This window comes from Algibacter sp. YIN40, from assembly GCF_057219435.1.
Genome location: NZ_JBXVVC010000004.1, coordinates 45,047 through 68,881 on the forward strand (window position 1 = coordinate 45,047; position 23,835 = coordinate 68,881).

General features: G+C 32.8%; 26 protein-coding genes. 13 read left to right on the plus strand and 13 right to left on the minus strand.

Features of this window, described 5'->3' with window-relative positions; all coding sequences use genetic code 11:
- The first annotated feature begins 35 nt into the window (after nt 1-35).
- From dnaA to AC2D6V_RS13600, 3 genes are read left to right on the plus strand one after another with little or no spacing between them, the layout of a single operon-like run.
- Nucleotides 36-1,463 (plus strand): chromosomal replication initiator protein DnaA, encoded by a 1,428-nt coding sequence (gene dnaA, locus AC2D6V_RS13590; RefSeq protein ID WP_484649027.1) that lies wholly within the window; start codon nt 36-38, stop codon nt 1,461-1,463.
- A gap of 12 nt (nt 1,464-1,475) precedes the next feature.
- Entirely contained in the window at nt 1,476-1,928 is a 453-nt protein-coding gene (locus AC2D6V_RS13595) for a low molecular weight protein-tyrosine-phosphatase (protein WP_484649030.1), read from the plus strand.
- Nucleotides 1,929-1,981: 53 nt separating this feature from the next.
- Nucleotides 1,982-2,698 (plus strand): SAM-dependent methyltransferase, encoded by a 717-nt coding sequence (locus tag AC2D6V_RS13600; RefSeq protein ID WP_484649032.1) that lies wholly within the window; start codon nt 1,982-1,984, stop codon nt 2,696-2,698.
- Nucleotides 2,699-2,704: 6 nt separating this feature from the next.
- Here AC2D6V_RS13600 and AC2D6V_RS13605 read toward each other — a convergent pair whose 3' ends face one another.
- The 5 genes from AC2D6V_RS13605 to dapF form a co-directional block, all read right to left on the minus strand.
- Nucleotides 2,705-3,364 (minus strand): peptidoglycan-binding protein LysM, encoded by a 660-nt coding sequence (locus AC2D6V_RS13605; protein ID WP_484649036.1) that lies wholly within the window; start codon nt 3,362-3,364, stop codon nt 2,705-2,707.
- Between the two features lie 111 nt (nt 3,365-3,475).
- Nucleotides 3,476-4,381 carry a DUF2279 domain-containing protein gene (locus AC2D6V_RS13610; protein ID WP_484649040.1) on the minus strand — a complete coding sequence of 302 codons (906 nt, stop codon included), beginning with the start codon at nt 4,379-4,381 and terminating at the stop codon, nt 3,476-3,478.
- Nucleotides 4,381-5,424, minus strand: a complete 1,044-nt coding sequence (gene mltG, locus AC2D6V_RS13615; RefSeq protein ID WP_484649044.1) for an endolytic transglycosylase MltG — start codon at nt 5,422-5,424, stop codon at nt 4,381-4,383. Before mltG ends, AC2D6V_RS13610 begins: the two co-directional genes overlap by 1 nt.
- Nucleotides 5,425-5,946, minus strand: coding sequence for a GNAT family N-acetyltransferase (locus AC2D6V_RS13620; RefSeq protein WP_484649541.1), 522 nt, complete (start codon nt 5,944-5,946; stop codon nt 5,425-5,427).
- The gene (gene dapF / locus AC2D6V_RS13625) at nt 5,943-6,713 is read right to left on the minus strand and encodes a diaminopimelate epimerase (protein ID WP_484649048.1); all 771 of its coding nucleotides are present in this window, start codon (nt 6,711-6,713) and stop codon (nt 5,943-5,945) included. The genes AC2D6V_RS13620 and dapF overlap by 4 nt, the downstream gene beginning before the upstream one ends.
- A 248-nt stretch (nt 6,714-6,961) precedes the next feature.
- Between dapF and AC2D6V_RS13630 the strand changes: the two genes are divergently transcribed.
- The 6 genes from AC2D6V_RS13630 (at nt 6,962) to AC2D6V_RS13655 (ending at nt 12,708) form a co-directional block, all read left to right on the plus strand.
- On the plus strand, nt 6,962-8,371 hold the full coding sequence (locus AC2D6V_RS13630) for a trypsin-like peptidase domain-containing protein (RefSeq protein ID WP_484649053.1): 1,410 nt from the start codon (nt 6,962-6,964) through the stop codon (nt 8,369-8,371).
- Nucleotides 8,372-8,504: 133 nt separating this feature from the next.
- Nucleotides 8,505-9,953 carry a glyceraldehyde-3-phosphate dehydrogenase gene (locus tag AC2D6V_RS13635; RefSeq protein WP_484649057.1) on the plus strand — a complete coding sequence of 483 codons (1,449 nt, stop codon included), beginning with the start codon at nt 8,505-8,507 and terminating at the stop codon, nt 9,951-9,953.
- 139 nt (nt 9,954-10,092) lie between these two features.
- A complete protein-coding gene (locus AC2D6V_RS13640; protein WP_484649060.1) occupies nt 10,093-10,713 on the plus strand; it encodes a tRNA (guanine-N1)-methyltransferase in 621 nt (206 codons plus the stop codon).
- A gap of 53 nt (nt 10,714-10,766) precedes the next feature.
- Entirely contained in the window at nt 10,767-11,210 is a 444-nt protein-coding gene (locus tag AC2D6V_RS13645) for a GNAT family N-acetyltransferase (protein ID WP_484649065.1), read from the plus strand.
- A gap of 147 nt (nt 11,211-11,357) precedes the next feature.
- The gene (gene trmD / locus AC2D6V_RS13650) at nt 11,358-12,035 is read left to right on the plus strand and encodes a tRNA (guanosine(37)-N1)-methyltransferase TrmD (protein WP_484649069.1); all 678 of its coding nucleotides are present in this window, start codon (nt 11,358-11,360) and stop codon (nt 12,033-12,035) included.
- The gene (locus tag AC2D6V_RS13655; protein WP_484649073.1) at nt 12,028-12,708 is read left to right on the plus strand and encodes an SIR2 family NAD-dependent protein deacylase; all 681 of its coding nucleotides are present in this window, start codon (nt 12,028-12,030) and stop codon (nt 12,706-12,708) included. Before trmD ends, AC2D6V_RS13655 begins: the two co-directional genes overlap by 8 nt.
- Nucleotides 12,709-12,716: 8 nt before the next feature.
- Here AC2D6V_RS13655 and AC2D6V_RS13660 read toward each other — a convergent pair whose 3' ends face one another.
- The 4 genes from AC2D6V_RS13660 to AC2D6V_RS13675 all read right to left on the minus strand — a co-directional run bounded on the left by AC2D6V_RS13660 (nt 12,717) and on the right by AC2D6V_RS13675 (nt 16,770).
- Entirely contained in the window at nt 12,717-14,324 is a 1,608-nt protein-coding gene (locus AC2D6V_RS13660; protein WP_484649076.1) for a GMC family oxidoreductase, read from the minus strand.
- Nucleotides 14,321-14,908: a gluconate 2-dehydrogenase subunit 3 family protein gene (locus AC2D6V_RS13665; RefSeq protein ID WP_484649078.1), complete on the minus strand. Its 588-nt coding sequence runs from the start codon at nt 14,906-14,908 to the stop codon at nt 14,321-14,323. Before AC2D6V_RS13665 ends, AC2D6V_RS13660 begins: the two co-directional genes overlap by 4 nt.
- A 93-nt stretch (nt 14,909-15,001) precedes the next feature.
- Nucleotides 15,002-16,237 carry a glycosyltransferase family 4 protein gene (locus AC2D6V_RS13670; RefSeq protein ID WP_484649081.1) on the minus strand — a complete coding sequence of 412 codons (1,236 nt, stop codon included), beginning with the start codon at nt 16,235-16,237 and terminating at the stop codon, nt 15,002-15,004.
- 59 nt (nt 16,238-16,296) lie between these two features.
- A complete protein-coding gene (locus AC2D6V_RS13675; protein ID WP_484649083.1) occupies nt 16,297-16,770 on the minus strand; it encodes a heme-binding domain-containing protein in 474 nt (157 codons plus the stop codon).
- A 37-nt stretch (nt 16,771-16,807) separates the two neighbouring features.
- On the opposite strand from AC2D6V_RS13675, the gene AC2D6V_RS13680 reads away from it, so the two are divergent.
- Both AC2D6V_RS13680 and purB read left to right on the plus strand, forming a co-directional pair.
- Nucleotides 16,808-17,374 (plus strand): adenylosuccinate lyase, encoded by a 567-nt coding sequence (locus tag AC2D6V_RS13680; RefSeq protein ID WP_484649085.1) that lies wholly within the window; start codon nt 16,808-16,810, stop codon nt 17,372-17,374.
- 71 nt (nt 17,375-17,445) lie between these two features.
- The gene (gene purB, locus AC2D6V_RS13685; RefSeq protein ID WP_484649087.1) at nt 17,446-18,789 is read left to right on the plus strand and encodes an adenylosuccinate lyase; all 1,344 of its coding nucleotides are present in this window, start codon (nt 17,446-17,448) and stop codon (nt 18,787-18,789) included.
- Nucleotides 18,790-19,034: 245 nt separating this feature from the next.
- Here purB and AC2D6V_RS13690 read toward each other — a convergent pair whose 3' ends face one another.
- From AC2D6V_RS13690 to AC2D6V_RS13705, 4 genes are all read right to left on the minus strand, one after another.
- Nucleotides 19,035-19,577 carry a DUF4252 domain-containing protein gene (locus tag AC2D6V_RS13690; RefSeq protein ID WP_484649089.1) on the minus strand — a complete coding sequence of 181 codons (543 nt, stop codon included), beginning with the start codon at nt 19,575-19,577 and terminating at the stop codon, nt 19,035-19,037.
- A 90-nt stretch (nt 19,578-19,667) separates the two neighbouring features.
- A complete protein-coding gene (locus AC2D6V_RS13695) occupies nt 19,668-20,261 on the minus strand; it encodes a DUF4252 domain-containing protein (RefSeq protein WP_484649094.1) in 594 nt (197 codons plus the stop codon).
- A gap of 33 nt (nt 20,262-20,294) precedes the next feature.
- Entirely contained in the window at nt 20,295-20,771 is a 477-nt protein-coding gene (locus tag AC2D6V_RS13700) for a hypothetical protein (RefSeq protein WP_484649098.1), read from the minus strand.
- Nucleotides 20,758-21,267: an RNA polymerase sigma factor gene (locus tag AC2D6V_RS13705; RefSeq protein ID WP_484649101.1), complete on the minus strand. Its 510-nt coding sequence runs from the start codon at nt 21,265-21,267 to the stop codon at nt 20,758-20,760. The genes AC2D6V_RS13700 and AC2D6V_RS13705 overlap by 14 nt, the downstream gene beginning before the upstream one ends.
- 367 nt (nt 21,268-21,634) lie before the next feature.
- Between AC2D6V_RS13705 and AC2D6V_RS13710 the strand changes: the two genes are divergently transcribed.
- Entirely contained in the window at nt 21,635-23,119 is a 1,485-nt protein-coding gene (locus tag AC2D6V_RS13710; RefSeq protein ID WP_484649103.1) for a S41 family peptidase, read from the plus strand.
- Nucleotides 23,106-23,828, plus strand: a complete 723-nt coding sequence (locus AC2D6V_RS13715) for a Dph6-related ATP pyrophosphatase (protein WP_484649108.1) — start codon at nt 23,106-23,108, stop codon at nt 23,826-23,828. Before AC2D6V_RS13710 ends, AC2D6V_RS13715 begins: the two co-directional genes overlap by 14 nt.
- Nucleotides 23,829-23,835: the final 7 nt, after the last annotated feature.

Here is a 23,835-nt window from a genome sequence, read left to right on the forward strand (position 1 = left end):
TTATAACTAACTAACAAGTCCGAAAATTAAATTTAATGAGTGTAACTGCGCAAACGGTATGGAATAATTGTCTTGAATTTATAAAGGATAACATTCAGCCGCAAGCATACAAAACTTGGTTTGAGCCTATTAAAGCGGTTAAACTTTCAGATAATGCATTAAGTATTCAAGTACCTAGTAAATTTTTCTACGAATGGCTTGAAGAACACTATGTAAAAATCCTTAAAGTCTCATTAACAAAAGAATTAGGAGAAAAAGCAAAGCTCGTTTACGTTATTAAAATGGAAAACACTTACGGTAACAAACAACCATTTACCGAAAAAATTCCAAGTTCAAACCGAACATCCGTAAAAGCACAAGACGTAGATATCCCGCTGAACAATAAAAGTCCAGAGTTGCGTAATCCATTTGTTATACCAGGTATAAGAAATGTAAAAATAGAATCTCAATTAAATCCAAATTATAGTTTTGAAAATTTCCTAGAAGGTGACTCTAACCGATTAGCTAGAAGTGCTGGTTTAGCAGTAGCAGCCAAACCAGGTGGAACATCTTTCAATCCTTTATTAGTTTTTGGAGGGGTTGGTCTTGGTAAAACACACTTAGCGCATGCTATTGGAGTTGATATTAAAGATAAATATCCTGAAAAAACCGTTTTATACATTTCTGCAGAAAAATTCACACAGCAGTATATAGAATCAGTAAAAAAGAATAATAGAAATGATTTTATTCATTTTTATCAAATAATTGATGTTTTAATTATTGATGACGTGCAGTTCCTATCTGGGAAATCTGGAACTCAAGATGTTTTCTTCCACATATTCAACCATTTACACCAAAACGGCAAACAAGTTATTTTAACTAGTGACAAAGCACCCGTTGATATGCAAGATATAGAGCAACGTTTGTTATCGCGCTTCAAATGGGGTCTTTCTGCTGAATTACAACATCCAGATTTCGAAACTAGAGTTTCTATACTAAAGAATAAACTATACCGCGATGGCGTTGAAATGCCAGATGACATTATCGATTATGTTGCTAAGAACATTAAAACAAATGTCCGTGAACTAGAAGGTGCCATCATTTCATTAATAGCGCAATCGTCTTTCAATAAAAAAGAAATTACTATCGAGCTTGCCAAACAAGTTGTTGAAAAATTTGTTAAGAATACGAAGCGAGAAGTTTCTATTGACTACATCCAAAAAGTAGTTTCAGACTATTTCCAAATGGATATAGACACATTACAGTCTAAAACCAGAAAGCGCCATATTGTACAAGCTAGACAATTAGCCATGTTCTTTGCTAAAAAGTTCACAAAAGCATCGCTAGCAAGTATTGGATCGCAAATTGGAAAACGTGACCACGCAACCGTACTACACGCATGCAAAACAGTAGATAATCTTTCTTCAACAGATAAACAGTTTAGAAAATACGTTGAAGATATTGCTAAAAAACTTTCTGTTTAACACCTTTCATAGATGACTAAAATTCTCATGGTGTGCTTGGGTAACATTTGTCGTTCACCATTAGCGGAAGGGATTTTACGCTCCAAGCTGGCTTCAAGTACCTTTACTATTGATTCTGCTGGAACAGCAAGTTACCACATTGGAAATGCACCAGACAAGCGCTCTGTAGCAGTAGCAAATAAATATGGATTGGATATTTCAAATCTTCGAGGACGTCAATTCACAGTTTCAGATTTCGACATTTTTAATTCCATATTCGTTATGGATGAATCTAATTTTGATAATGTTTGCTCGTTAGCTCGAAATGAGGAAGATATAGGAAAAGTAAAACTTATTTTAAATGAGGTATATCCAAATCAGAATTATAGTGTTCCTGACCCTTATTATGGCGGAAATGAAGGTTTTGAAAATGTTTTTAAAATGTTAGATGAAGCTTGCTCTTTAATTGCAGATCGCCTTTCTTAGTAATCCTAAAAATATTAGTACTTTTATTTTTAAAATAATTTTCCACATATATAATGAATTCAGCAACTGGAAAGCTCTATTTAATTCCAACGACTTTAGGTGATAATGCACCACTAGAAGTATTACCAATTTCAGTAAAAAAAGTAGTTGAACAAATTAACACCTACATTGTTGAAAACGAAAAAACAGCCAGACGATTTATAAAAAAAATTAGTTCCGGAAAATCGCAAGGAGCATTACAAATATTTCATTTAAACAAATTTACAAATCCACTAGAACTGCCAGAATTTTTGAATCCTTGTTTACACGGTGTTGATGTAGGACTTATGTCTGAAGCTGGTTGTCCAGGGGTAGCAGACCCGGGAGCAGAAATTGTGAAATTAGCACACAAAAAAAACATCCAGGTTGTACCGCTAGTAGGCCCTTCGTCAATCCTAATGGCAATGATGAGCTCTGGTCTAAATGGACAAAGCTTTTCGTTTAATGGCTACTTACCTATTGATAAAGATGATCGTAAAAAAGAAATAAAACGATTGGAACGTTTATCTTTTGATAATAATCAATCTCAAATTTTTATTGAAACACCTTACAGAAATAACAAACTACTAGAAGATCTTTGTAATTTTTTAGGAAATAATACAAATATTTGTGTTGCTTGCGATATTAGTCTCACTACAGAATTTATAATGACAAAAGAAGCAAGTGCTTGGAAAAAAAATAAGGTAGACCTCCATAAGAGACCTACCATATTTATTATTCATAAAAACTAAACTACTTTAAATAGCCTTTGCTTTTCTATCTGCTTTTAGAAACGATGTATCATATCCTGAAAATTTCTTCATATAAATAGAAACTGTCGTTCCATAACCATCGGCGAAGTTATTCATTCCGTAACTTCTAAGATATTTTTTCACACTTCCTGGACCAGCTAAATGCGCTGCTGCTAGAATACCAGATTCAGTAACAAGAACACCATTAATTTTTTTTCCAACAAAATTTTTAATATCTCTTCTTAATATCCATTTATTACGTCTTGCATTAGCAATAAATGCTTTTTCTTGTAATTTAGGATCTTTTAAAAATTTACTTGGATTATGAATTCCAATAAGCTTCAATGTTCCTTTCCCAAATTGATATTTTCCAAGATATCCATAAGTATTTACACATGTATAATTACCTCTAGATTCTTTAAAGGCTAATGCCTCTTTAAATCCTACAAAAGATTTTCCTAAATACGGAGAAAATGTTTCGTCAGTGTCATTCGATGCCTCAATATTATTAGTAACATTTGCATCAAGACCTAGGTTATAGTTTAACACGAGGCCTTTTGTTGAATACTCACTTAAATCTATCGTTTCATTAGTTGAAAACGATGCGTACAATAAAATAGAAATTGTAAGCGTCAGGGTTAAGTAACTTGCAATATTCTTTATCATAATTTCTAAATTTCTTCAGTGCTTTTTCATTAGAAAGAACACATGAAATTTGAGCGTGCAAAATTAGATATTTTTTTTATACTTTCAAAATTAATCGATTATGTGTAAATTTTAATAGTAGAATAGATGAAATACACACCTATTTTTATTAAATTCTAAGGAAGGAAAGGGTATTTTTATCATATTAAATACATCGAAAATTGTCCTTAAAAACCGTGAATTTGTTTGGATAGCGGCAAGGTTTAAATCTAAACTCAAATAGAATTGTCGATACCTATTACCAGTATTAACTATTTGATTATCAATTATTTCATTACCGCTAAGCATACCTTCTCCGCTATAACCAAATGCAACATTTAGCCATTTAGGAATTTTACTCTTCTTAAAAAAAGAATGCAGGTTTGCGCTTAACCAATAGGTTTGTCCATTATAATCCTTCAATACCTGCTCTAAAAACGATTCACCGAGTTTATCAGGCCGTTTATCTGCAAAATTTGTTTGGTGAAAAGAGTACTTTACGGCAATTCTCTGTTCTTTCCACAATAATTCTTGTCCAATATACGCACTTGTACCGATGCCATTTGCTAAAATATCTCCCCATGAAAACCCCCATTCTTCAGAGTAACCATCTAGCACTTCTACAGCTGTTAAAAATCCAAAACCTAGTGTCGCGCCATACAATAATTGATCTTGCCTTCTAACACCGCTCCAATTAAGTATTTGAGCTCCATGCTTAGCCAATTGGTATGATGTAAAAACATGACCAACCTTATCCATCTGTAACCATTCATTATTATCATTTACTGTATGAAACTTTGAACGTTCAAAATCTGCATACCATAATTGATTCAATCCTATTAAAGAAATGGAAGCAAGAGAAGCTTCGGAAATAATTACAGCATTTCTTCGTGCTTTGTTTAAAGTATCGGATGGTGTTAAAAACACATCTATCTTAGACTGAGAAAAAGATATAATTGATATTAAAAGAAAAAGATATTTTAAGACTGCCTGTTTCATTACCTATTAATACCTTGAGCAGATAGGTAACGGTGGTATTCTCTCGCATTAACATTATGCTGAGCTAAAGTTTTAGCAAACTTATGAAATCCCAATCGTTTTGCATCAGCAGCAAAATAAAGGTATTTGTGCTTTTCATAATTCAAAACGGCATCAATTGCAGAAATATCTGGCATAGCTATTAAACCTGGAGGCAATCCTAAGTTCTTATAGGTATTATAAGGGGAATCTATCTCTTTGTGTACATTTAAAACCCTTTTAATTACAGTGTTTTTATACTTTGGAAGCAGATACGCTGCAAATTTTAAAGTAGGATCTGCTTGCAATGGCATACCAATTCTTAGCCTATTAATATAAACACCCGCAATTCTGGGTTGCTCACTTGCTTGCTTAGACTCTTCATATACAATCGACGCCAAGGCTATTACCTGATTTGGTGATAAACCAACCTCATTTGCTTTTTTAACTCTTGTATCACTCCAAAAACGCTGATATTCTTTTAGCATTCTATTTCTGAAACCTTCAGCAGTAGTGTCCCATTGAAACTTGTAGGTATTAGGCAAATACATACCTAAAGCTGTTTCTTCTTTAAACTTATTTTCATTTAAAAAAGAAATATCATGCAGTGCTTTAACCAATGAAACGCTATCTGCTTCAATTTGAGGCGCAATTCGTCCCGCTAATTTCTCTAATGAACTCTGATTATTGAACGTCACTTTTACTGGAACTTTTTTAATTCTGATAGAATTGATAATATCATTATTACTCATTCCTTTTTTGATAATGAATTTTCCAGATTTTACATTATTAGTATATTCCTTCTGTTTTGCAAGCACATCAAACTTATCAATATCTTTCAATAAAGGTTTCAATTGCTCCCTAACTTCATTATACCCATCGGTAGTTTTTACATAGATATAAGCTTCTTCATTATTAAAATTAGTGTTTGGAGATAACATTGCTCCGTAAATATAATATGCGAAATATCCAGCCACAATAAGACCTAAAAACACGATAGCAAGAAGTATTTTTTTTATATACATTTAATTATTTATTAGCTGATATAAGTATTCGTTTTTATATGCTTCATTATCAAAATTCCAATCTTTCTTAAGGCCTATTTTAACAAATCCTAGTTTTTCAAAAAGCTTAATGCTCGCTTCGTTCTCTTCAGAGATATCACAATACAACTGATGCAGGCCTAGTCGTGTAAAGCTATATCTCACTAAAAGCTTTAAAGCCTCATCTCCATAACCTTTATTTCTTTTATCCGACTTTATTAAAATACCAACTCCTGCTCTCTTATTTTTAAAGTCGAAATCGAAAATATCAATCAAGCCTAAAGATTCTTCTTGATAATTCGAAATAACTAATCGCAATTGTTTTACTTCAAAAATGTCTTTATGTGCATTTTCCAAATATTGCTTAATAAGAAATTTTGAATATGGAGTTTGAGTATTACTTAGTTCCCAGATAGATTCGTCGTTTTCAACCCTATGAATAAATTCTAAATCCTCGGGTTCTAAGGCACGCAAATAAATATTATCTCCCTTTAAGGTAATCATACGTTTCCCTTGAATACTAATTTCGCAGGCCCAATAAGCCATATATTAGAATATAGTCCATCTTTTTCATCAAAAGAAACCTGTAGTTCCCCTCCTTGAGCAATTAAGGTTACCAAATTGTCTTTTGTTTCCTCTAGCGCATGCATTGCTATAGCCACAGCAGTTACACCAGTACCACATGACAAGGTTTCATCTTCTACACCACGCTCGTAAGTTCTTACTGCAAAAGTAGCATCAGATATTTTTTTAACAAAGTTTACATTACTCCCAGCTTCATTATAGGGTTCGCCGTAGCGTATTTCAGCACCCTCCCTCTTAATATCAAAATCATCTAAATTCTCTTTAAATTGAACGTGGTGCGGTGAACCTGTATCTAAAAAAACATGACTACTATACTTTTCAACAGTATCTACATCTTGCATTTGCAGTTTTACAATATCATCTTTAATAGTTGCATAATGCAATCTATCTATTGCTTCAAATGTTGCGCTATCTTTAATTATGCTTAATTGTCGCGCAAAAGCAACAGCACATCTTCCACCATTACCACAAAGACTTTGACTACCATCAGAATTAAAATAAATCATTTCAAAGTCTGCTTTATCATGATTCTCAATTAAAATTAATCCATCAGCACCTATGCCAAAACGTCTGTCACATAATGACCTAACAAGTTTGGTATTATTTTTGTCGATTTTTTTCTGACGATTATCAATCATCACAAAATCGTTTCCTGTTCCTTGATATTTATAAAATTCTAACTGCATATTAAGGCACAAATATATGAATAAAGAATTTCTAATAATGAGTAATTAATTCTGGTATTAGAAATTCTTTATTATAGTTTCCCGCTTTCGCGAGAATAACAATTTCAATGGAAACCTCTCGGTTTACCGAGAGGAATGTTTGTTGAATAAAACTTTTTTTTTGATTGTTAAATAGTCGTTAAAGTTGAATTTTGGATTCAATAAATAATTAATTTTAAACGTTAATAATAAAACTTAAACTGAAAATTATGAAGAAGATTTTATCGTTAGTATTGATTTCGGCATTAGGTGGGGTTTTCACCTTAGGTGCGTACAAATTATTTCTAGAAGAAAAGCAGGCAGTTGTTGTAAATACACAAGAAACCATACCTACTTTTCTACCTGCTAGTACCACTAATACATTATACAAAGCTTATGAAACTCCAGATTTTGCTATCGCAGCAGAAAATAGTATCCATACGGTTGTCCATGTAAAAAACTTAACTTTAAGTACAGGGCAACTAACTTTTGAAGATTTATTTTTTGGAAGACGTAAGCAACGCGCCCAAGTTGGTACTGGTTCCGGTGTTATTATTTCACCAGACGGTTATATCATTACTAATAATCATGTAATTGATAAATCTCAAGAATTGTCTGTAACACTTAATGACAATAAAACCTATACTGCTAAAATTATTGGCACAGACCCAAAAACGGATATCGCACTTTTAAAAATTGAGGCAGATGAAGATTTACCATTTGCAACCTTTGGTGACTCAGACCAAGCAAAAATAGGCGAATGGGTTTTAGCTGTTGGCAATCCTTTTAATTTGACTTCTACAGTTACAGCTGGTATAATTAGTGCCAAATCAAGAAACCTTGACCCAACTGGAAAAAACGTGCATTCTTTTATTCAAACCGATGCAGCCGTAAATCCTGGAAACTCAGGTGGTGCACTTATAAATACTAATGGCGAACTTATTGGTATTAATACTGCTATTTCATCTCAAACAGGCTCATATATAGGCTATTCGTTTGCAGTCCCTAGTAATATTGCTAGAAAAGTTGTTGAAGATATTATGGAATATGGTAATGTACAAAATGGTATTTTGGGTATAACAGGTGGTACTTTAAATAGTAATTCTGCTGAACAAATAGGGGTTGAAGACACTCAAGGTTTTTATGTAGAAAGTGTGGTGGAAGATTCGGGTGCTGAAAAAGCAGGATTGAAAAAGGGTGATATTATTAAAGAAATCGACAATGTTAAGATAACAAAGTTTGCAGATTTAAGTGGCCACCTTAATACAAAACGCCCTGATGATATAGTTAATGTAACACTATCTAGAGATGGTATTTTAAAGACTGTTCCTGTTAAACTAATAAGAAATGAAACTTTTGTTCTTCCACTTGTAGGACAAGTAAAAAACTTAAAACCGCAAGATTTAAAGAAACATAACATCACTAATGGGATTAAAATCTCAAAATTAGATGATGAATATGCCGACTATTGGAAAAACAACAATGTAAAAGAAGGCACCATAATTACAGCAATAAATGATATTAAAGTAAATTCGGTTGATGATGCTCAAAATATTATTCAAAATAAGTCTGCTTCTGAGCCCTTAAGAATAGAATTAATTAATTCTGATGGTGAAAAAGAACGTTACAACTTTAGATAGTTTTATTTATATAGTTTAGTTGAAAATAGCCCTCTTTTTAGAGGGTTATTTTTTTGTTAAAATACGCTACGAAAACGTTTGAAATATAGTATTTTTGCCAAAATTTTTTAAACAACACACTAAACATTTAGCAATGTCTTTTAACAAAACTTACGAAAAAGAATTATCGTTTCAAGCAGATCGTAGACGAGCAACCGTTGAATTTATAAAAACGGTTAGTGATTTATGGTATGATAAATCGATCGAACTCGTTATTTTCAGAAATCAATTGATTGATAGAAACGTTAGCCAAATTTTAAATTTGCATGAATATGCAGGCAAGTTTGTACAAAAGCCAATTTCAATTTTTGATTCTGTAGAAATAGCTCAAGCAATAAAAACGCTTGATATACCACCAGCTAAATTAGATATTGGAAAACTCACTTATGAGTATCATTTAGAAGATAACAAACACAACAATGCCACAGCATTTGTCGCTCAAAAATTAAAGGACGCGAACAAAAATGGAAAAATAGAACCCAAAGATGTAGTTTTATATGGGTTTGGAAGAATTGGACGCTTAGTCGCTCGCGAACTTATGGCACGCACAGGAAAAGGCAGTCAATTAAGACTTCGCGCTATTGTTATTAGGGGAACTATTAATACCGAAATTCTTGAAAAAAGGGCTTCTTTACTACGTAATGATTCTGTGCACGGTGATTTTCCAGGAACTGTGTCTATTGATGCTCAGAATAATGCTTTAATAATTAATGGTACAACAGTAAATGTTATATCGGCAAATGCACCTGAAGATATAGATTACACAAAATTCAATATTCAAAATGCTTTAGTTATCGATAATACAGGTGCTTTCAGAGACAAAGAAGCATTAAATAGACATTTAAAATCAAAAGGTGTAGATAAAGTATTATTAACAGCACCTGGAAAAGGCATACCTAATATTGTTCATGGTGTTAACCATTCCGAAAATGACCCAGATTCTGTAGATATTTTTTCAGCAGCATCCTGTACTACAAATGCGATTACGCCAATACTTAAAGTAATGGAAGATTCATTTGGAGTTAAAAATGGACATTTAGAAACTATTCATGCTTATACCAACGACCAGAATTTAGTTGATAATTTTCACAGTAAATACCGTCGTGGTCGTGCTGCAGGATTAAATATGGTGATTACCGAAACAGGTGCCGGCAAAGCAGTTTCTAAGGCGTTACCAAGTTTAGAAGGCAAATTAACTTCAAATGCGATTCGCGTTCCAGTTCCTAATGGTTCACTAGCCATTTTGAATTTAGAATTAGATAAAAAAGTATCTCTCAATGGCATCAATACCATCATGAAAAAATATGCTTTAGAAGGTAATTTGGTCGAGCAAATAAAATACGAGCTAAGCGATGAGCTAGTTTCGAGCGACATTATTGGCTCATCGGCTCCATCAATCTATGACAGTAAAGCAACTATTATTCGACCTGATGGTAAAAACGTAGTTCTTTATATCTGGTACGATAATGAATATGGCTATAGTCATCAAGTAATAAGACTAGCAAAATATATTGCCAAAGTAAGACGTTATACTTATTATTAATAGAAAAAATCTAAAATATAATCTTTTTCGTATATTAATTAGCCTCACAATGTGAGGCTTTTTGATTAACATGTGCTATTAGTAAACAATATTTTATAAATTCGTAAAACGAAAAACAACCAATTTAAACCAATCTTAAATGAAATACCTCAAGTATTTAACCCTTGCTATTTCTGTTTTTGCATTCAATTTATCCTTAAATGCACAAACTACACAAGAAGAAGAGCTGTCAATAAATAGTGGTACCATAGACAGCCAATTTGAATATGTTTTAAAAAAGTCTGGTAATTTTAAAGGCACCAATGGCCAACCATACGAAGCTGTTAAACGTAGCATGTTACTCACTTTAAGAGCACATACTATTGATTCTCTTAAAACGATTCATAAAAATCTTGCTGAAACAAAAACTATAGTTGACACTCAAGCTAAAGAAATAGCTGATTTAAAATCGAATCTTTCAAATACACAAAGCACCTTAGATAAAACCAATACCGAAAAAAACAATATGGCTTTATTTGGCTTACAAATGAGTAAGGCAGGTTATAACATGCTTATGTGGAGTATTATAGGTATCCTTTTAGCGCTACTAATTTTATTTTTTTACAAATTCAAGAGTAGTAATTCTGTTACTCGTGATGCAAAAAAATCCTTATCTGAGATTGAAGAAGAATTTGATGAGCACCGTAAAACAGCACTAGAGCGCGAACAGAAAGTGCGTCGTCAATTACAAGACGAAATCAATAAACAAAAAGGCGCTTAATTACACCATTTAAAAATAAAAAAAATCTGTAATTTCACATTACAGATTTTTTTATGGAAATTAAACAAGCAAGCATAAACCACTTAGACCTTTTAATCCCGATTTTTGATGGCTATCGTGTGTTTTATAGACAGGAATCCAACTATGATGAGGTACGCACATTTTTAAAAGAACGACTCACAAAAAAAGACTCTGTAATTTATATTGCATTTATTAATGATGTCGCTGTTGGTTTTACGCAATTATATTTTTTATACTCTGCTGTTTCAATGCGTCCTATGTATTTACTAAATGATTTATATATAGATTCTAACTACAGAAATAAAAGCATTGGTACTGCACTAATTAATAAAGCGAAAGCACTTTGTAAAGAAAAAAAATATAAAGGCTTAGTTATTCAAACAGAAGACACAAATCCTGCTCAACATTTATATGAACGTGAAGGTTTTGTAAAAGATACCGATTTAATGTTTTTTTGGACTAATAATGTGTTTTGATTTTATTTAACAATAAATAAATTTAACAAGTGTTAAACTTGTAGTATTAAAAAAGCGAAACTTTAATTTTGAATTAATCCAACCAGAAGAGAACGACCTCCAAAATCCCAATCAATTAAATTACCTTTGTGAATCACAAAGAATACTATGCGCATAGATATTATAACTGTTTTACCAGAATTACTAAAGAGCCCTTTTGAAGCCTCCATTTTAAAACGCGCAATTGCGGCTAATTTAGTAGAAGTTCATTTTCATAATTTACGCGATTATACTACAGACAATCACAAGTCTATTGACGATACCCAATTTGGCGGTGGAGCTGGTATGGTAATGATGGTTGAACCCATTGACAAATGTATTTCTGCATTAAAAGCAAAACGTCATTATGATGATATTATTTATATGACTCCAGATGGTGAGACTTTAAATCAAGGTATCGCTAATCAAATTTCATTAAAAGAAAATATTATTATTCTTTGTGGACATTATAAAGGAGTTGACCAACGTGTTCGCGATCATTTTATAACCCGTGAAATTTCTATTGGTGATTATGTGTTGTCTGGTGGCGAATTAGGCGCAGCAGTTCTCTGTGATGCCATTATACGCCTTATCCCTGGTGTTTTAGGAAATGAAACCTCTGCCTTAACCGATTCTTTTCAAGATAATTTACTCGCACCTCCTATTTACACGAAACCTCGAGAATATAAAGGCTGGAAAGTTCCAGAATTATTGTTCAGTGGCAACCTTCCAGAAATTGAAAAATGGCGCGAAGAACAAGCTTATAGACGTACCAAAGAGCGACGTCCAGATTTATTAGATGAATAAAACAAAACATATCGTCGTACTAACTGGCGCTGGTATAAGTGCCGAAAGCGGTATTAAAACCTTTAGAGATGCCGATGGTTTATGGGAAGGGCATGATGTTATGGAGGTGGCTACACCAGAAGGTTTTGCTGCCAATCCAGAATTGGTACTAGACTTTTATAATCAGAGGCGTAAACAACTTTTTGAGGTTGAACCTAACCAAGCACATTACGATTTAGCTTCACTAGAGGACAACCATAAAGTCTCTATAATTACTCAAAATGTAGATGATTTACATGAGCGCGCAGGTAGCCACGATGTAATTCATTTACACGGTGAATTATTAAAAGTGAGAAGTACTTATGACGGTAACGATATTCTGAAGTGGAAAAATGATTTAGTTTTAGGTGATTTGTGCAGAAAAGGTCACCAGCTAAGACCTCATATCGTCTGGTTTGGTGAAGATGTCCCAATGTTTGAAAAAGCTGTAGAGATTTGTGAAACAGCCAATATTTTAATCATTATTGGTACTTCCATGCAAGTATATCCGGCAGCCTCTTTAATGCATTATGTTCGGCAAAATACTCCGACTTATTTTATTGATCCAAATCCTAATATTGACAATAAAAAGAATTTAACGGTTATTAATGAAACTGCTACAGTTGGCATGCAAAAAGTTATTGAGCTATTATAAACAACCTATTATTTCCATTCCAGTCTGCGCTCCCAAATTTTATCGGCAGCTCTTAGTGCTAATGCCATGATTGTTGAAGTAGGATTAACACCAGCACCAGTAGTAAAGGAACTCCCATCGACAACAAATAAATTTGGCACACCATGTACTTGATTTGTAGCATCAACTACCGAATTTTTTTCATTTGTACCCATTCGCGCTGTTCCCATTAAATGTGCCATATTTGAAGGCGGTGGAACAACTACCTCTTTAGCTCCAGCCGCTTCCAGTACTTCTGTTGCTTTTTCGGTCGCATGTTCTAACATTTTTTTAGAATTATCTGATAGGGTATAGGTTACTTTAGCAGCTGCGATGCCATTTGAATCAGTTTTCTCTTCATCAAGTGTTACAGTGTTCGTTTCTTCTGGTAAATCGTCTGCTAATATTGTAACTCCTACTTGATGCGGAAACAATTCACCAAACGCACTATGGTGTTTACTACCCCAGGGAATTGGATTTCCAGATAGAATTCCTGTAACTTGAGATAAGGGACCAAAGGTACGCTCACCATAGAGCATATAACCCCGCACAAAATCACGACTCTCATCTGTTTCATAAAATTGGTGACTAAACAACGGACTTCCCATAGGACCAATGTGCCCATCCATAACCTCATCAAAAATACCATTGATAAATAATGCAGGGTGATTCATGAAATTTTTTCCAACTAATCCATTACTATTACCTAGTCCATCAGGAAACATGTTAGATTTTGAATTTAATAATACACGTGGTGTTCCAATACCATTACAACACACTACCACTACTTTAGCCTTAATTTCCTGAATATTGTCATCCTTATCGAAATAAATTGCTCCTTTTGCTCTTCCTTTTCTATCTAGAGTTACTTCTTTTACTCGCGACCATGTTCTAATCTCTGCTCCTTTATCAATAGCTAAAGGCCAATAAGTACGATCGGTTGTTGCTTTAGCGCCCATTGGACAACCAAACATACATTTACCGTGTAGCATGCATGGTGATCTATCCTTATAGGCTTTTGAAATAATGCCTTGATCATTTACCCACCAGTGCCATCCTAATTTCTCAAAGCCTTTCACCAATGCATTGCCCATTTTACCAATTGGCAAAGGTGGTGTTTGTCGAGGTGACCGTATTGGGTTTGCTGGGTCTCCAACGAGCCCAGATATTCCAATCATTTGATCGTTAAAATCATAATAAGGCTCCAAGTCTTTATATGAAATTGGCCAATCATCAGCAACCCCATCAAGCGTTTTAACTTTAAAATCGGAAGGATGAAATCTTGGAAACAGCCCTTGCCAATGTATGGTTGATCCACCAACCGCATTAAACATCATAACAAACGGAGGATTCTCACCCGCTGTTGTAACCGGGTAATCTTCTTTTAGATTTCTAATATTTGGGCTTAAACTAAAATCACCTCCACGAGTAAATTGTGTTTCATAATCTGGTTTCAATGAAGGAAATGTTGAAGGGTCGATCCAACCACCTTGCTCCAAACAAACAACCTTTGCTCCTTTTTCTGTTAAACTCCAGGACAACGCCGCACCAGCCGCACCAGCACCAATAACTAAAACATCTATATCTTCATTTTTCATAGTATTTCGATTTTTGTGTACATCGGTGGCATCGCTTTTACACGGTCCAATAATTTTTCATCAAACGGTTCCATTTTTGGCCCCATCGTACCCGTAGGGTGTGGCTCGTAACCAATTAATTCATAAACTTTAGAATTCGTATAATAACTTTCGTAAGTGAAGTTTTTTATTACCGCGAATAAATCTGAGCTAGTTTTTTCTAAGGATTCTAAAACTTTTACTCTATCAATCTTATTTAAACTAATAAAATTTTTGTTCGATTTCTCCCGACTCTTATCTTCAAGATTACTCAAAAGACTTTGAAACACGGGCAATAATTCAGGTAATTCGTCTAAAACATTTAATATGTATTTTACACCTTCAACTTCTGATGCCGATGGCATTTTATTATTAGCTGGAATTATTTCATCCATTGCGTACTTTAAGGTTTCAAGTTCAGAATCAAGAAATAAAACGTTCTCTTTTACTTTCTTATCAATATTACAAGCAATTGGAAATGTTAATGCACCTGAAGCCAATAATACCTGTGCAGATATAATAGCCTTGGAGAATTGCCTCCTAGACCAAACTTTCTTTTTAGTCATTACAAATTAAAGGGTTGGTTACTAGCTCTTTAAAGATAGGTGGATTTGTTCAAAATTCCAACTCTCTATTAAGAATAAAAAATAATGAAGCCTTTATTTATTCTTCTCCTCAATCCACTTAGCCATATATTTGGTACTTTGTATACTATGGTGCTGTAGCATTTGCCCTATGAAATTATTTAGGCGTTTATCGTTAAGTTGTTTAGTTGTTTCATTTATTTTATAAATCAAATCTTTTTCAAAAGACACTTTATTAAATCGTGTATTAATAATTTCAAATCCGTTTAGTTGTTTTTCTTTCCACAAAACTTCATTGTTATATAATTGGACAGCTTTAGTAGCAAACTCTTGTGGATTGTCTTCAATAAATCCGTTAGATTTTAAATTCCCATAAATGCCTTCTGCTCCAATTGTTGTTGTAATACAAGGTGTTCCGTTCTGCATAGCATCAAATAACTTTCCTTTTAAGCCAGCACCAAAACGGATAGGCGCTAAACAAGCTCTAGTATTCCGCATGACCACATTAGCATCTTCTGCAAATCCCTTTATTAAAAATCCTTGCTTTTCATTATGTGACTGATTTACTTTTTGAGAAGCATAAGATCCGTAAATATGCAATTCAACTTGCGGTAATTGCTTTCTTATTAATGGCCAGATAATTTCTTTTAAATATAAAACTGCATTGTAATTTGGCTCATGTAGAAAATTGCCTATCGTGATAAAATGCTTTCTGTTATTAAAGACTGGAAGATTATTCAGTTGTTCATCTGAAATATTATCGAGTAAAAATGGCACATATTGCAATAAAAATGCATCTACTTTAAATTCTTTTTTAAGGATTTCCATTTCAGCTTCCGAAATAATCAAACTTAAATCGCATCTATAAATACTTGCTATTTCTCGCTTTGCGGTGTCGTTAACCAAATACTTAGTATTAAATGGCTTACTTTCCTTAAAAGCTTGTTGCCTAGCTTTACGTAAGCAGTGTAAATCTTCGGTATCAAGAATTTTTAATGCTCTAGGGCATTGCTCGCTAACCCGCCATCCGAATTGTTCTTCCATCATAAAGCGATCAAACATTACAATATCTGGATTCAATACTTTTATAAAATCATCAAAACCAGAATTGTTTAACTTAATAGAAACTTGTGCAACATTAATTTCTTCCAAATTAACAGCATTATCACTTTTTGCACATGGACTTGCGAATGTAATATGATAACCAGCAGATTGAAATACAGCAATTAATTGTATCATCCTGCTACCTGCGGCAGAACTTCTTGGTTCTGGCCAAACAAAGCCAATGATTAATAATTTTTTGGTTACCACTAATTCACGAATATTTAATTAATATTATGCGATTTCTCTCTTGCATTCTAGATGACTGTTTACTGTGGCAAAGGTTCTAGCCCATATTTTAAACGCACTAATTTTGCCCAATCTACAACCATTTGTATTTGTTTATTTGAAAGTTTAGCTCCAGAATGCATCCAAGTATAAGATTTTAATGGCATATCTTTGACTTCAACCATTTCGATAAGTTCTTCAAACTTACGGTCTTTTCGTTTCGTCGAATTTCCTATCCAATTGGATATATTAAAATGATGTTTCCCGTGGTCTATATGCCCTTTTAACCAATAGTTTACAGGAGTTATATTATTATACCAAGGATAACGCGTTACATCGCTATGACAATCGAAACAATTTTCTTTTAATATGAGTTTTACACTCTCTGGAGGATTGGTTTCTGCTAAAAAAGGTTCAATAGAACTAATATCTCCAGAATATTTTTCTGGTCGGAAAAACTGCGCTACAACAAAAACAACTAACAAAAGGAATAGCACTTTTTTTATAATTTTCATTTTAATACTTTTATTCTATAAAAATAGCGAAATCACTTTGACTACAGCAGAACTTTATAACGAATTAAATTATGTAAATCATTCTCGTGAAAAACGTTTGTATTATGCGGATTTAGTTACAAATAATCCAGATTTAATTTCAAAATTGCTAGATATCCTTTTTATGGTAGACGATAAAATATCACCACGTGCTGCTTGGGTTTTTGAATTTATGTGTAATAATGATATCGAAATTATAATTCCATATTTAGATAGGTTTACTGAAAACATGAAACACGTTCATAAAGATTCTGCCGTTCGTCCTATAGCAAAAATTTGTGAGTTTCTAACCAAAGCATACACCTCTAAAACAAATAACAACATTAAAAACGCATTAACCGAAACACATAAAGAGCGCATTATAGAAACCTGTTTCGATTATATGATAAACGACGAAAAAATCGCACCTAAGGCATACTCCATGAACACTCTGTTTTTACTTGGAAATGAATATGACTGGGTGCATCCAGAATTAGTTTTAATATTAGAACGGGATTTCCAAATGCAAAGTTCTGGATTTAAGGCAAGAGCTAGACATATTTTGAAAAAGATTAAAAAGCAATAACTTAGGTCTTCTAGCTTCGTCCTTCAAACTTTCTTTTCTATCTTTGCAACTTCAAAAATTAAACATAAAACATGTCATTATCAGCCTTAAATGCCATCTCACCAATTGATGGTCGTTATAGAAGTAAAGTAAATGAATTAGCACCTTATTTTTCTGAAGAAGCCTTAATAAAATATCGTGTTTTAGTGGAAATAGAATACTTTATTGCGCTTTGCGAAATTCCTTTACCTCAGCTCAAGTCTGTTGACAGTTCACATTTTGATCCCTTAAGAAAGATATACCAAGAGTTTTCTTCTGATGATGCTTTAGCTATTAAAAAAATTGAAAGTGTTACCAATCACGATGTTAAGGCAGTTGAATATTTTATAAAAGAAAAATTTGATGCCTTAGGCTTATCTCAATACAAAGAGTTTATCCATTTTGGATTGACATCCCAAGACATTAACAATACTGCTATTCCTTTGAGTATAAAGGAAGCTATGAACGATGTTTATGTTCCTGAATATTTCATAGTTTTAGAAAAGTTAAAGGCCTTATCTAAAGACTGGGCAGCTATTTCTATGTTGGCTAGAACACATGGGCAGCCAGCATCTCCAACCCGACTTGGAAAAGAAATTGAAGTTTTTGTAGTACGTCTTGAAGAACAGTTCAATTTACTAAATGACATCCCAAGTGCCTCAAAATTTGGTGGTGCAACAGGGAATTTTAATGCACATCATGTAGCGTATCCAAATATTGACTGGAAAGCTTTTGGAGGTAGTTTTGTTCAAGAAAAATTAGGTCTACAGCATTCGTTTCCAACAACACAAATAGAACACTATGACCACATGGCCGCCTTGTTTGATACTTTAAAGCGTATTAACACCATTATAATTGATTTAAATAGAGATGTTTGGACTTACGTTTCAATGGATTATTTCAAACAAAAAATTAAAGCAGGTGAGGTTGGAAGTAGCGCAATGCCACATAAAGTGAATCCTATTGACTTTGAAAATTCTGAAGGCAACCTAGGTATTGCTAATGCCATTTTCGAGCACCTATCTGCAAAATTGCCTATTTCTAGACTGCAAAGAGATTTGACCGATAGTACGGTTTTACGAAATGTTGGTGTACCTTTTGGACATACACTTATCGGTTTTAAATCCACCTTAAAAGGACTTGGCAAACTATTACTAAATGAAAGTAAATTTGCTGAAGATTTAGAAAATAATTGGGCAGTGGTAGCCGAGCCTATACAAACAATATTGCGTAGAGAAGGATATCCAAATCCTTACGAAGCATTAAAAGGATTGACGAGAACGAATGAAAAAATAAATCAGATTTCTATTTCTAATTTTATAGATACTTTGGATGTTTCTGATGCAATAAAATTTGAATTAAAAGCTATTTCTCCTAGCAACTATACAGGCATATAATATGTTAAGCGATAAACAATCACTAATACTTTGTGGCATTCTTGCTGCAGGTATTTTTGTGACTGGAATTCTAAATATTCTAGATAATTTTATAGTTTTAACGGTTCTCACAATAATTTTTCTAGTTATAATAGGTAATCTCCTTTATGTTCAGAGCCAAGAAAAAGAAGATACTTCTGAAGATCAAGAATAAAAAAAGGGTTGCTAATTAGCAACCCTTTTTACATTAACATTAATACTATAATTTATTTAAAAAAATTCATAATATCCTGCACATTAGACTCATCTACATTCGCATCTTTTAATGCTGAAACCAAAGTCACCATTTTATCTGGACTCATATCGTTTCCTAAAACGCGTACAACACCAAATCCTAATTCCTTAGCACTGCCAAAGATTATTACCTCATCAGCTTCATCATCATCCCCAATATATTTTACAACAATTTTGTTTCCTTTATCACTAAACTCCATCAAGTCGTTGTATTTATCACTACTTAAAATAGTCTTTACCTTTTCAATTTCACTTTGTAGTGTAGCGGCATTTGATTCATTTGCTTTATAACCCAAAAAGTTTAATCGCTTAACTGAATTATAAGCTTCCTTTTGCTCTTCGGTAAATGCGCTAGCATCAATTTTAACCATTGATAGTGGTACATCTTGCGAAATAAAATTTGCTGATTCTTGGCTATCTACAAAATAACGCTGCAAAGTGGGTCCATTATTACAACTAGTAAAAATTGAAGCCATTAAAAATATTGATGCTATGTAGTTGAATATTCGTTTCATTGGTTGATTGTTTTTTGATTGACAATTACGATATGCTGATGAATAATTTCATCAGCATATCACAACTGCTCATTTTAAGATTGATTGTTATTATTCCTTTTTATCTAAATGCTTACCTCCAGGAATATTCATTTTATCGGTAAGTTTAGAAATTTCGTTCAAATTGATATTTCCAGTAAGTGATACTACTACAGTTTCTATGTTACGATTTTCACCATTAATCTCAACACCTTTCCCTTTCATAGCTTTATCTATTCCACTAACAAAGATTAAAAGTTCCTTAACATGATCTGCATCTTTCCCTTCTTGCACATAAAATTTAACTTCTGTACCATCATCTTTCACTTCCATTAATTCCTCTAAAGAGCTTGAACGAGATTTTACCCATTTAGAAATATCTGAAGAAATGCCTTTGTTATCTGTTACTATAGTTTTAAAACTAGTAATACTTTTAACCATTTCCATATATGATTTAGCTTCTGGGTCGTCTATATTAACACCCATTTTTGCTAACATTTGAAACATTTTAGGCTTAATGTTTACATAAGTAACATCTGGACTATCACTATACTTCTCAAAAACATTTTGAGCCATTCCTGTTATAGGCAATAACATAATTGCCATTACTAATACTATTAATCTATTTTTCATTGTTCCTGTTTTTAAATTATTTAAAGTTTTCATTTTTTGATTTTTGATTTTTGATTTTTGATTTAATTAGTTCTTAAAAATTATACTTGTTGTATTATCAATTTCATTTAGATATCCTAAAGCCGAAGTTCCTTTATTAACTTCATTTAGATATCCTACAGTTGAAGTTCCTTTATTAAAATGACCAGAAATCATTTCTAAAGATTTTACAACTTCATTATAAGCTAGTTCTTTTTCAGATTCACTATAAGTGCCTAGATCACTATTAAATGAATTACTAAAATAAAACCCCAACATTAAAAGCGCTACCGCTGCGACAGAAATCCATTTGTAATTAAAAGTACGTTTAGTTTTTAATGGAATGTCTTTAGTAAATTGTTCTTGTTGGTTTACCAAAAAATAGTCGAACATAGGTTTATACATTTCTAAATGAGATGCTACAGTGTCGCTGGAAAAATAGTTTTTCAACACTTGCTCTTCTTTAAGCGATGTTTCGCCGTTCTCGTACTTTTCTAGTAATTTTTCTATATTATTTAATACCATAATTATGTGTATTAGTTAATTTTTCTCTTATTGTTTTTCTTGCTCTCGATAAGTTTACACGAACTGCGGTATTATTCATATCTAGCATTTTTGCAATCTCATCGTAATCATATTCTTCTATATCTCTTAATTGAATTATTAATTTTTGTTGCTCAGGTAAGTCTTCAATAATCTTTGCTACCCAACTAACACTATCATTTAGTTCAACTTGTTTTTGTAATGCGGTTTGCTTATCTTCATAATTGCTATGAACAATTTTTAAATTCTGGGCTTGTTTAGATTTAAGCTTATCGAAACAAAAATTCTTTGTCATGGTCATAGAAAATGCTTCTACATTTTTATACTCTACTATTTTAGCTTTGTTATTCCATAATTTCAACAGTACCTCTTGCGTCGCATCTTCAGCTTCTTCGGTAGAAACTAATAAGCGCTTTGCTAATCTAAAGACCTTATCTTTAAAAGGCATTACAATATTTAAAAACTCGCTTTGAGTCATTTTTGGTTTGGTTTAGTAAAACAGCTTAGTTATTGCTATTTGATATTACGACGACACAGTATTTGTTTTGTTACATCGTAAACAAAAAAATAATCTTTAGGGAGTATCCCTTCCCGATAGCTCCCGATAACCATCGGGACGGGAGGGTCGGGCTTTACGTTGCAAGTCCTCCCTCCCACTTGGGTTCCACTGCAATCCCTTACGCAGGCAAATCAGCTAAATTGGAGTTAATTAAACGCCATCAACTAAATTAATTTGCTAGCGTCTAAGTTAAGATTCAACTAAATTTGAAAAGGTTTATTTTTAATTGCACAATATTGTAAGTAAATTTAGGGTTTTAAAGACTAATCTTTATATAATAAAAGCTATGAAAAATTATAAAGCCCTAATAGTCTTGATTGTTACTTGTTTCATATTTACAAGTTGCTTTGAAGATAATGATGATGATACTATATCGGCAAGTCAAATAAATGATTTTGTTTATAAAGGCATGAATGCCTTTTATCTTTATAAAGATAACATTCCTAATCTTGCAAACGATCGTTTTTCTAATAACGGTGAGTATGCCGATTATTTAAATAGTTTTTCATCTCCGGAAGAATTATTTGAGAGTTTAATATATCAAAGACAAAGTATTGATAGATTTAGTTGGATTGTAGATGATTATATTGCGCTAGAACAATTTTTGAATGGAATTACCACAAGTAATGGTATGGAGTCTGAGTTCTATAGATACCCAGACGGCTCAAACAATGTATTTGGAGTAGTTGGTTATGTACTTCCCAATACTAGCGCTGAATCTCAAGGAGTTTTAAGAGGTGACATATTTTATGCTATTGATGATATACAACTCACAATAAATAATTTCTCGCAACTTGCGGGTCAAGATAGTTATTCCATTAACCTTGGGACTTATGAGACTAATGGCACACCAGATAATAATGATGATACTATAAATCCATTAAATGAAGCCATATCTCTTACAAAAGTTCAATACACAGAAAACCCTATTTATATTAATGATGTAATTATCGCTGGAGGAAAAACCATTGGGTACTTAATGTATAATGGTTTTAATGGCAGCTCTTCTGAGCTTAACGATGTCTTTAGTTCTTTTAAAAATACAGGAATAACCGATTTGGTTCTGGATTTACGTTATAACAGAGGTGGATTTTCTAGTAAAGCTGTTTTATTATCTAGTTTAATTACTGGTCAATTTAATGGAGAAATATTTAGCAAAGAACAATGGAATTCTGAATTGCACCAAGTGCTTGAAATACAAAACCCTGAACAATTATTGAATAGATTTATAAATAGCGAAGAGGGACTAACTCTTAATAGCCTAAACTTGTCTAAAGTTTATATTTTAACATCCCAAACAAGTGCTTCCGCAAGCGAATTAGTTATTAATTCTCTAAACCCCTATATTGATGTTGTCCAAATTGGCACAAATACTAGTGGTAAATACCAAGCTTCTATAACTTTATATGATTCACCAAATTTTGGAAGGCAAGGAGCTAGTCCAAATCATTCCTATGCAATGCAACCTTTGGTTTTCAAATCGGCTAACGTTAATGATGAAACCGATTTTTTTAATGGATTACCTCCAGACATAGAAGTCGTTGAGCAAATAAACAACCTAGGTGTTTTGGGTGATACTAGCGAACGGTTATTAGCCGCAGCAATTGACGATATTATTGGGACTGGAAAATCTTCTAGTCAAAAGAAAAAGATTTTATTGCCCGAGTTAAAATCGCTTCCACGCATAAATATGAGTTATAAAACCGGCTTATATAGTGACAAAGAACTGTCTAGCGATTTATTAAGAATGATTTTACTTGAACAAAATTAAAACCTATTTCAACTGGAGCTCTGGCAAAGATTCAGCTTTGGCGCTTTATCATTTGTTACAAAATGAGAAATACGCTATTGATGAATTAATTACAACAGTTAATAGTAATTATAATCGTGTTTCTATGCATGGATTGAGAAAAGAGCTTTTAATTGCTCAAACTAATGCTATAGGTATTCCTGCAAGTATAATAGAACTTCCTGAAATGCCAAGTATGGATGTTTACGAACAGACAATGCTTGAAACAGTTACAAGGTTAAAAAACGATGGATTTACACATTCTGCATTTGGTGATATTTTCCTTGAGGATTTAAGAGAGTATAGAGACAAGCAATTATCAAAGCAAAATTTACTCGCTGTTTACCCACTATGGAAAAGAGATACAAAAGAACTGTTAAATGAGTTTTTAGATTTAGGTTTTAAAACCATAATAGTTTGTGCTAATTCTAAATATTTTGACGAAGACTTTGTAGGAACAATAATAGATAAAAATTTTATAGATAATTTACCTGAAAGTGTTGATCCTTGTGGTGAAAATGGAGAGTTCCACACCTTTTGTTTTGACGGTCCCATTTTTAAAAACTCCATTGAATTTACTATTGGAGAAAAAGTGTACCGAGAATATGATACACCAAAAACAGATGACGATTCTATTTGTAAAAGTGACTATGAAAAATACGGTGTCTGGTACTGTGATTTAATTCCATAAAAAAAGG

Bases quoted from the DNA above. Each gene is read 5' to 3' on its own strand.
- dnaA (WP_484649027.1), top strand. From the start codon at position 36: ATGAGTGTAACTGCGCAAACGGTATGGAATAATTGTCTTGAATTTATA.
- AC2D6V_RS13595 (WP_484649030.1), top strand. From the start codon at position 1,476: ATGACTAAAATTCTCATGGTGTGCTTGGGTAACATTTGTCGTTCACCA.
- AC2D6V_RS13600 (WP_484649032.1), top strand. From the start codon at position 1,982: ATGAATTCAGCAACTGGAAAGCTCTATTTAATTCCAACGACTTTAGGT.
- AC2D6V_RS13605 (WP_484649036.1), bottom strand. From the start codon at position 3,364: ATGATAAAGAATATTGCAAGTTACTTAACCCTGACGCTTACAATTTCT.
- AC2D6V_RS13610 (WP_484649040.1), bottom strand. From the start codon at position 4,381: ATGAAACAGGCAGTCTTAAAATATCTTTTTCTTTTAATATCAATTATA.
- mltG (WP_484649044.1), bottom strand. From the start codon at position 5,424: ATGTATATAAAAAAAATACTTCTTGCTATCGTGTTTTTAGGTCTTATT.
- AC2D6V_RS13620 (WP_484649541.1), bottom strand. From the start codon at position 5,946: ATGATTACCTTAAAGGGAGATAATATTTATTTGCGTGCCTTAGAACCC.
- dapF (WP_484649048.1), bottom strand. From the start codon at position 6,713: ATGCAGTTAGAATTTTATAAATATCAAGGAACAGGAAACGATTTTGTG.
- AC2D6V_RS13630 (WP_484649053.1), top strand. From the start codon at position 6,962: ATGAAGAAGATTTTATCGTTAGTATTGATTTCGGCATTAGGTGGGGTT.
- AC2D6V_RS13635 (WP_484649057.1), top strand. From the start codon at position 8,505: ATGTCTTTTAACAAAACTTACGAAAAAGAATTATCGTTTCAAGCAGAT.
- AC2D6V_RS13640 (WP_484649060.1), top strand. From the start codon at position 10,093: ATGAAATACCTCAAGTATTTAACCCTTGCTATTTCTGTTTTTGCATTC.
- AC2D6V_RS13645 (WP_484649065.1), top strand. From the start codon at position 10,767: ATGGAAATTAAACAAGCAAGCATAAACCACTTAGACCTTTTAATCCCG.
- trmD (WP_484649069.1), top strand. From the start codon at position 11,358: ATGCGCATAGATATTATAACTGTTTTACCAGAATTACTAAAGAGCCCT.
- AC2D6V_RS13655 (WP_484649073.1), top strand. From the start codon at position 12,028: ATGAATAAAACAAAACATATCGTCGTACTAACTGGCGCTGGTATAAGT.
- AC2D6V_RS13660 (WP_484649076.1), bottom strand. From the start codon at position 14,324: ATGAAAAATGAAGATATAGATGTTTTAGTTATTGGTGCTGGTGCGGCT.
- AC2D6V_RS13665 (WP_484649078.1), bottom strand. From the start codon at position 14,908: ATGACTAAAAAGAAAGTTTGGTCTAGGAGGCAATTCTCCAAGGCTATT.
- AC2D6V_RS13675 (WP_484649083.1), bottom strand. From the start codon at position 16,770: ATGAAAATTATAAAAAAAGTGCTATTCCTTTTGTTAGTTGTTTTTGTT.
- purB (WP_484649087.1), top strand. From the start codon at position 17,446: ATGTCATTATCAGCCTTAAATGCCATCTCACCAATTGATGGTCGTTAT.
- AC2D6V_RS13690 (WP_484649089.1), bottom strand. From the start codon at position 19,577: ATGAAACGAATATTCAACTACATAGCATCAATATTTTTAATGGCTTCA.
- AC2D6V_RS13695 (WP_484649094.1), bottom strand. From the start codon at position 20,261: ATGAAAACTTTAAATAATTTAAAAACAGGAACAATGAAAAATAGATTA.
- AC2D6V_RS13700 (WP_484649098.1), bottom strand. From the start codon at position 20,771: ATGGTATTAAATAATATAGAAAAATTACTAGAAAAGTACGAGAACGGC.
- AC2D6V_RS13705 (WP_484649101.1), bottom strand. From the start codon at position 21,267: ATGACTCAAAGCGAGTTTTTAAATATTGTAATGCCTTTTAAAGATAAG.
- AC2D6V_RS13710 (WP_484649103.1), top strand. From the start codon at position 21,635: ATGAAAAATTATAAAGCCCTAATAGTCTTGATTGTTACTTGTTTCATA.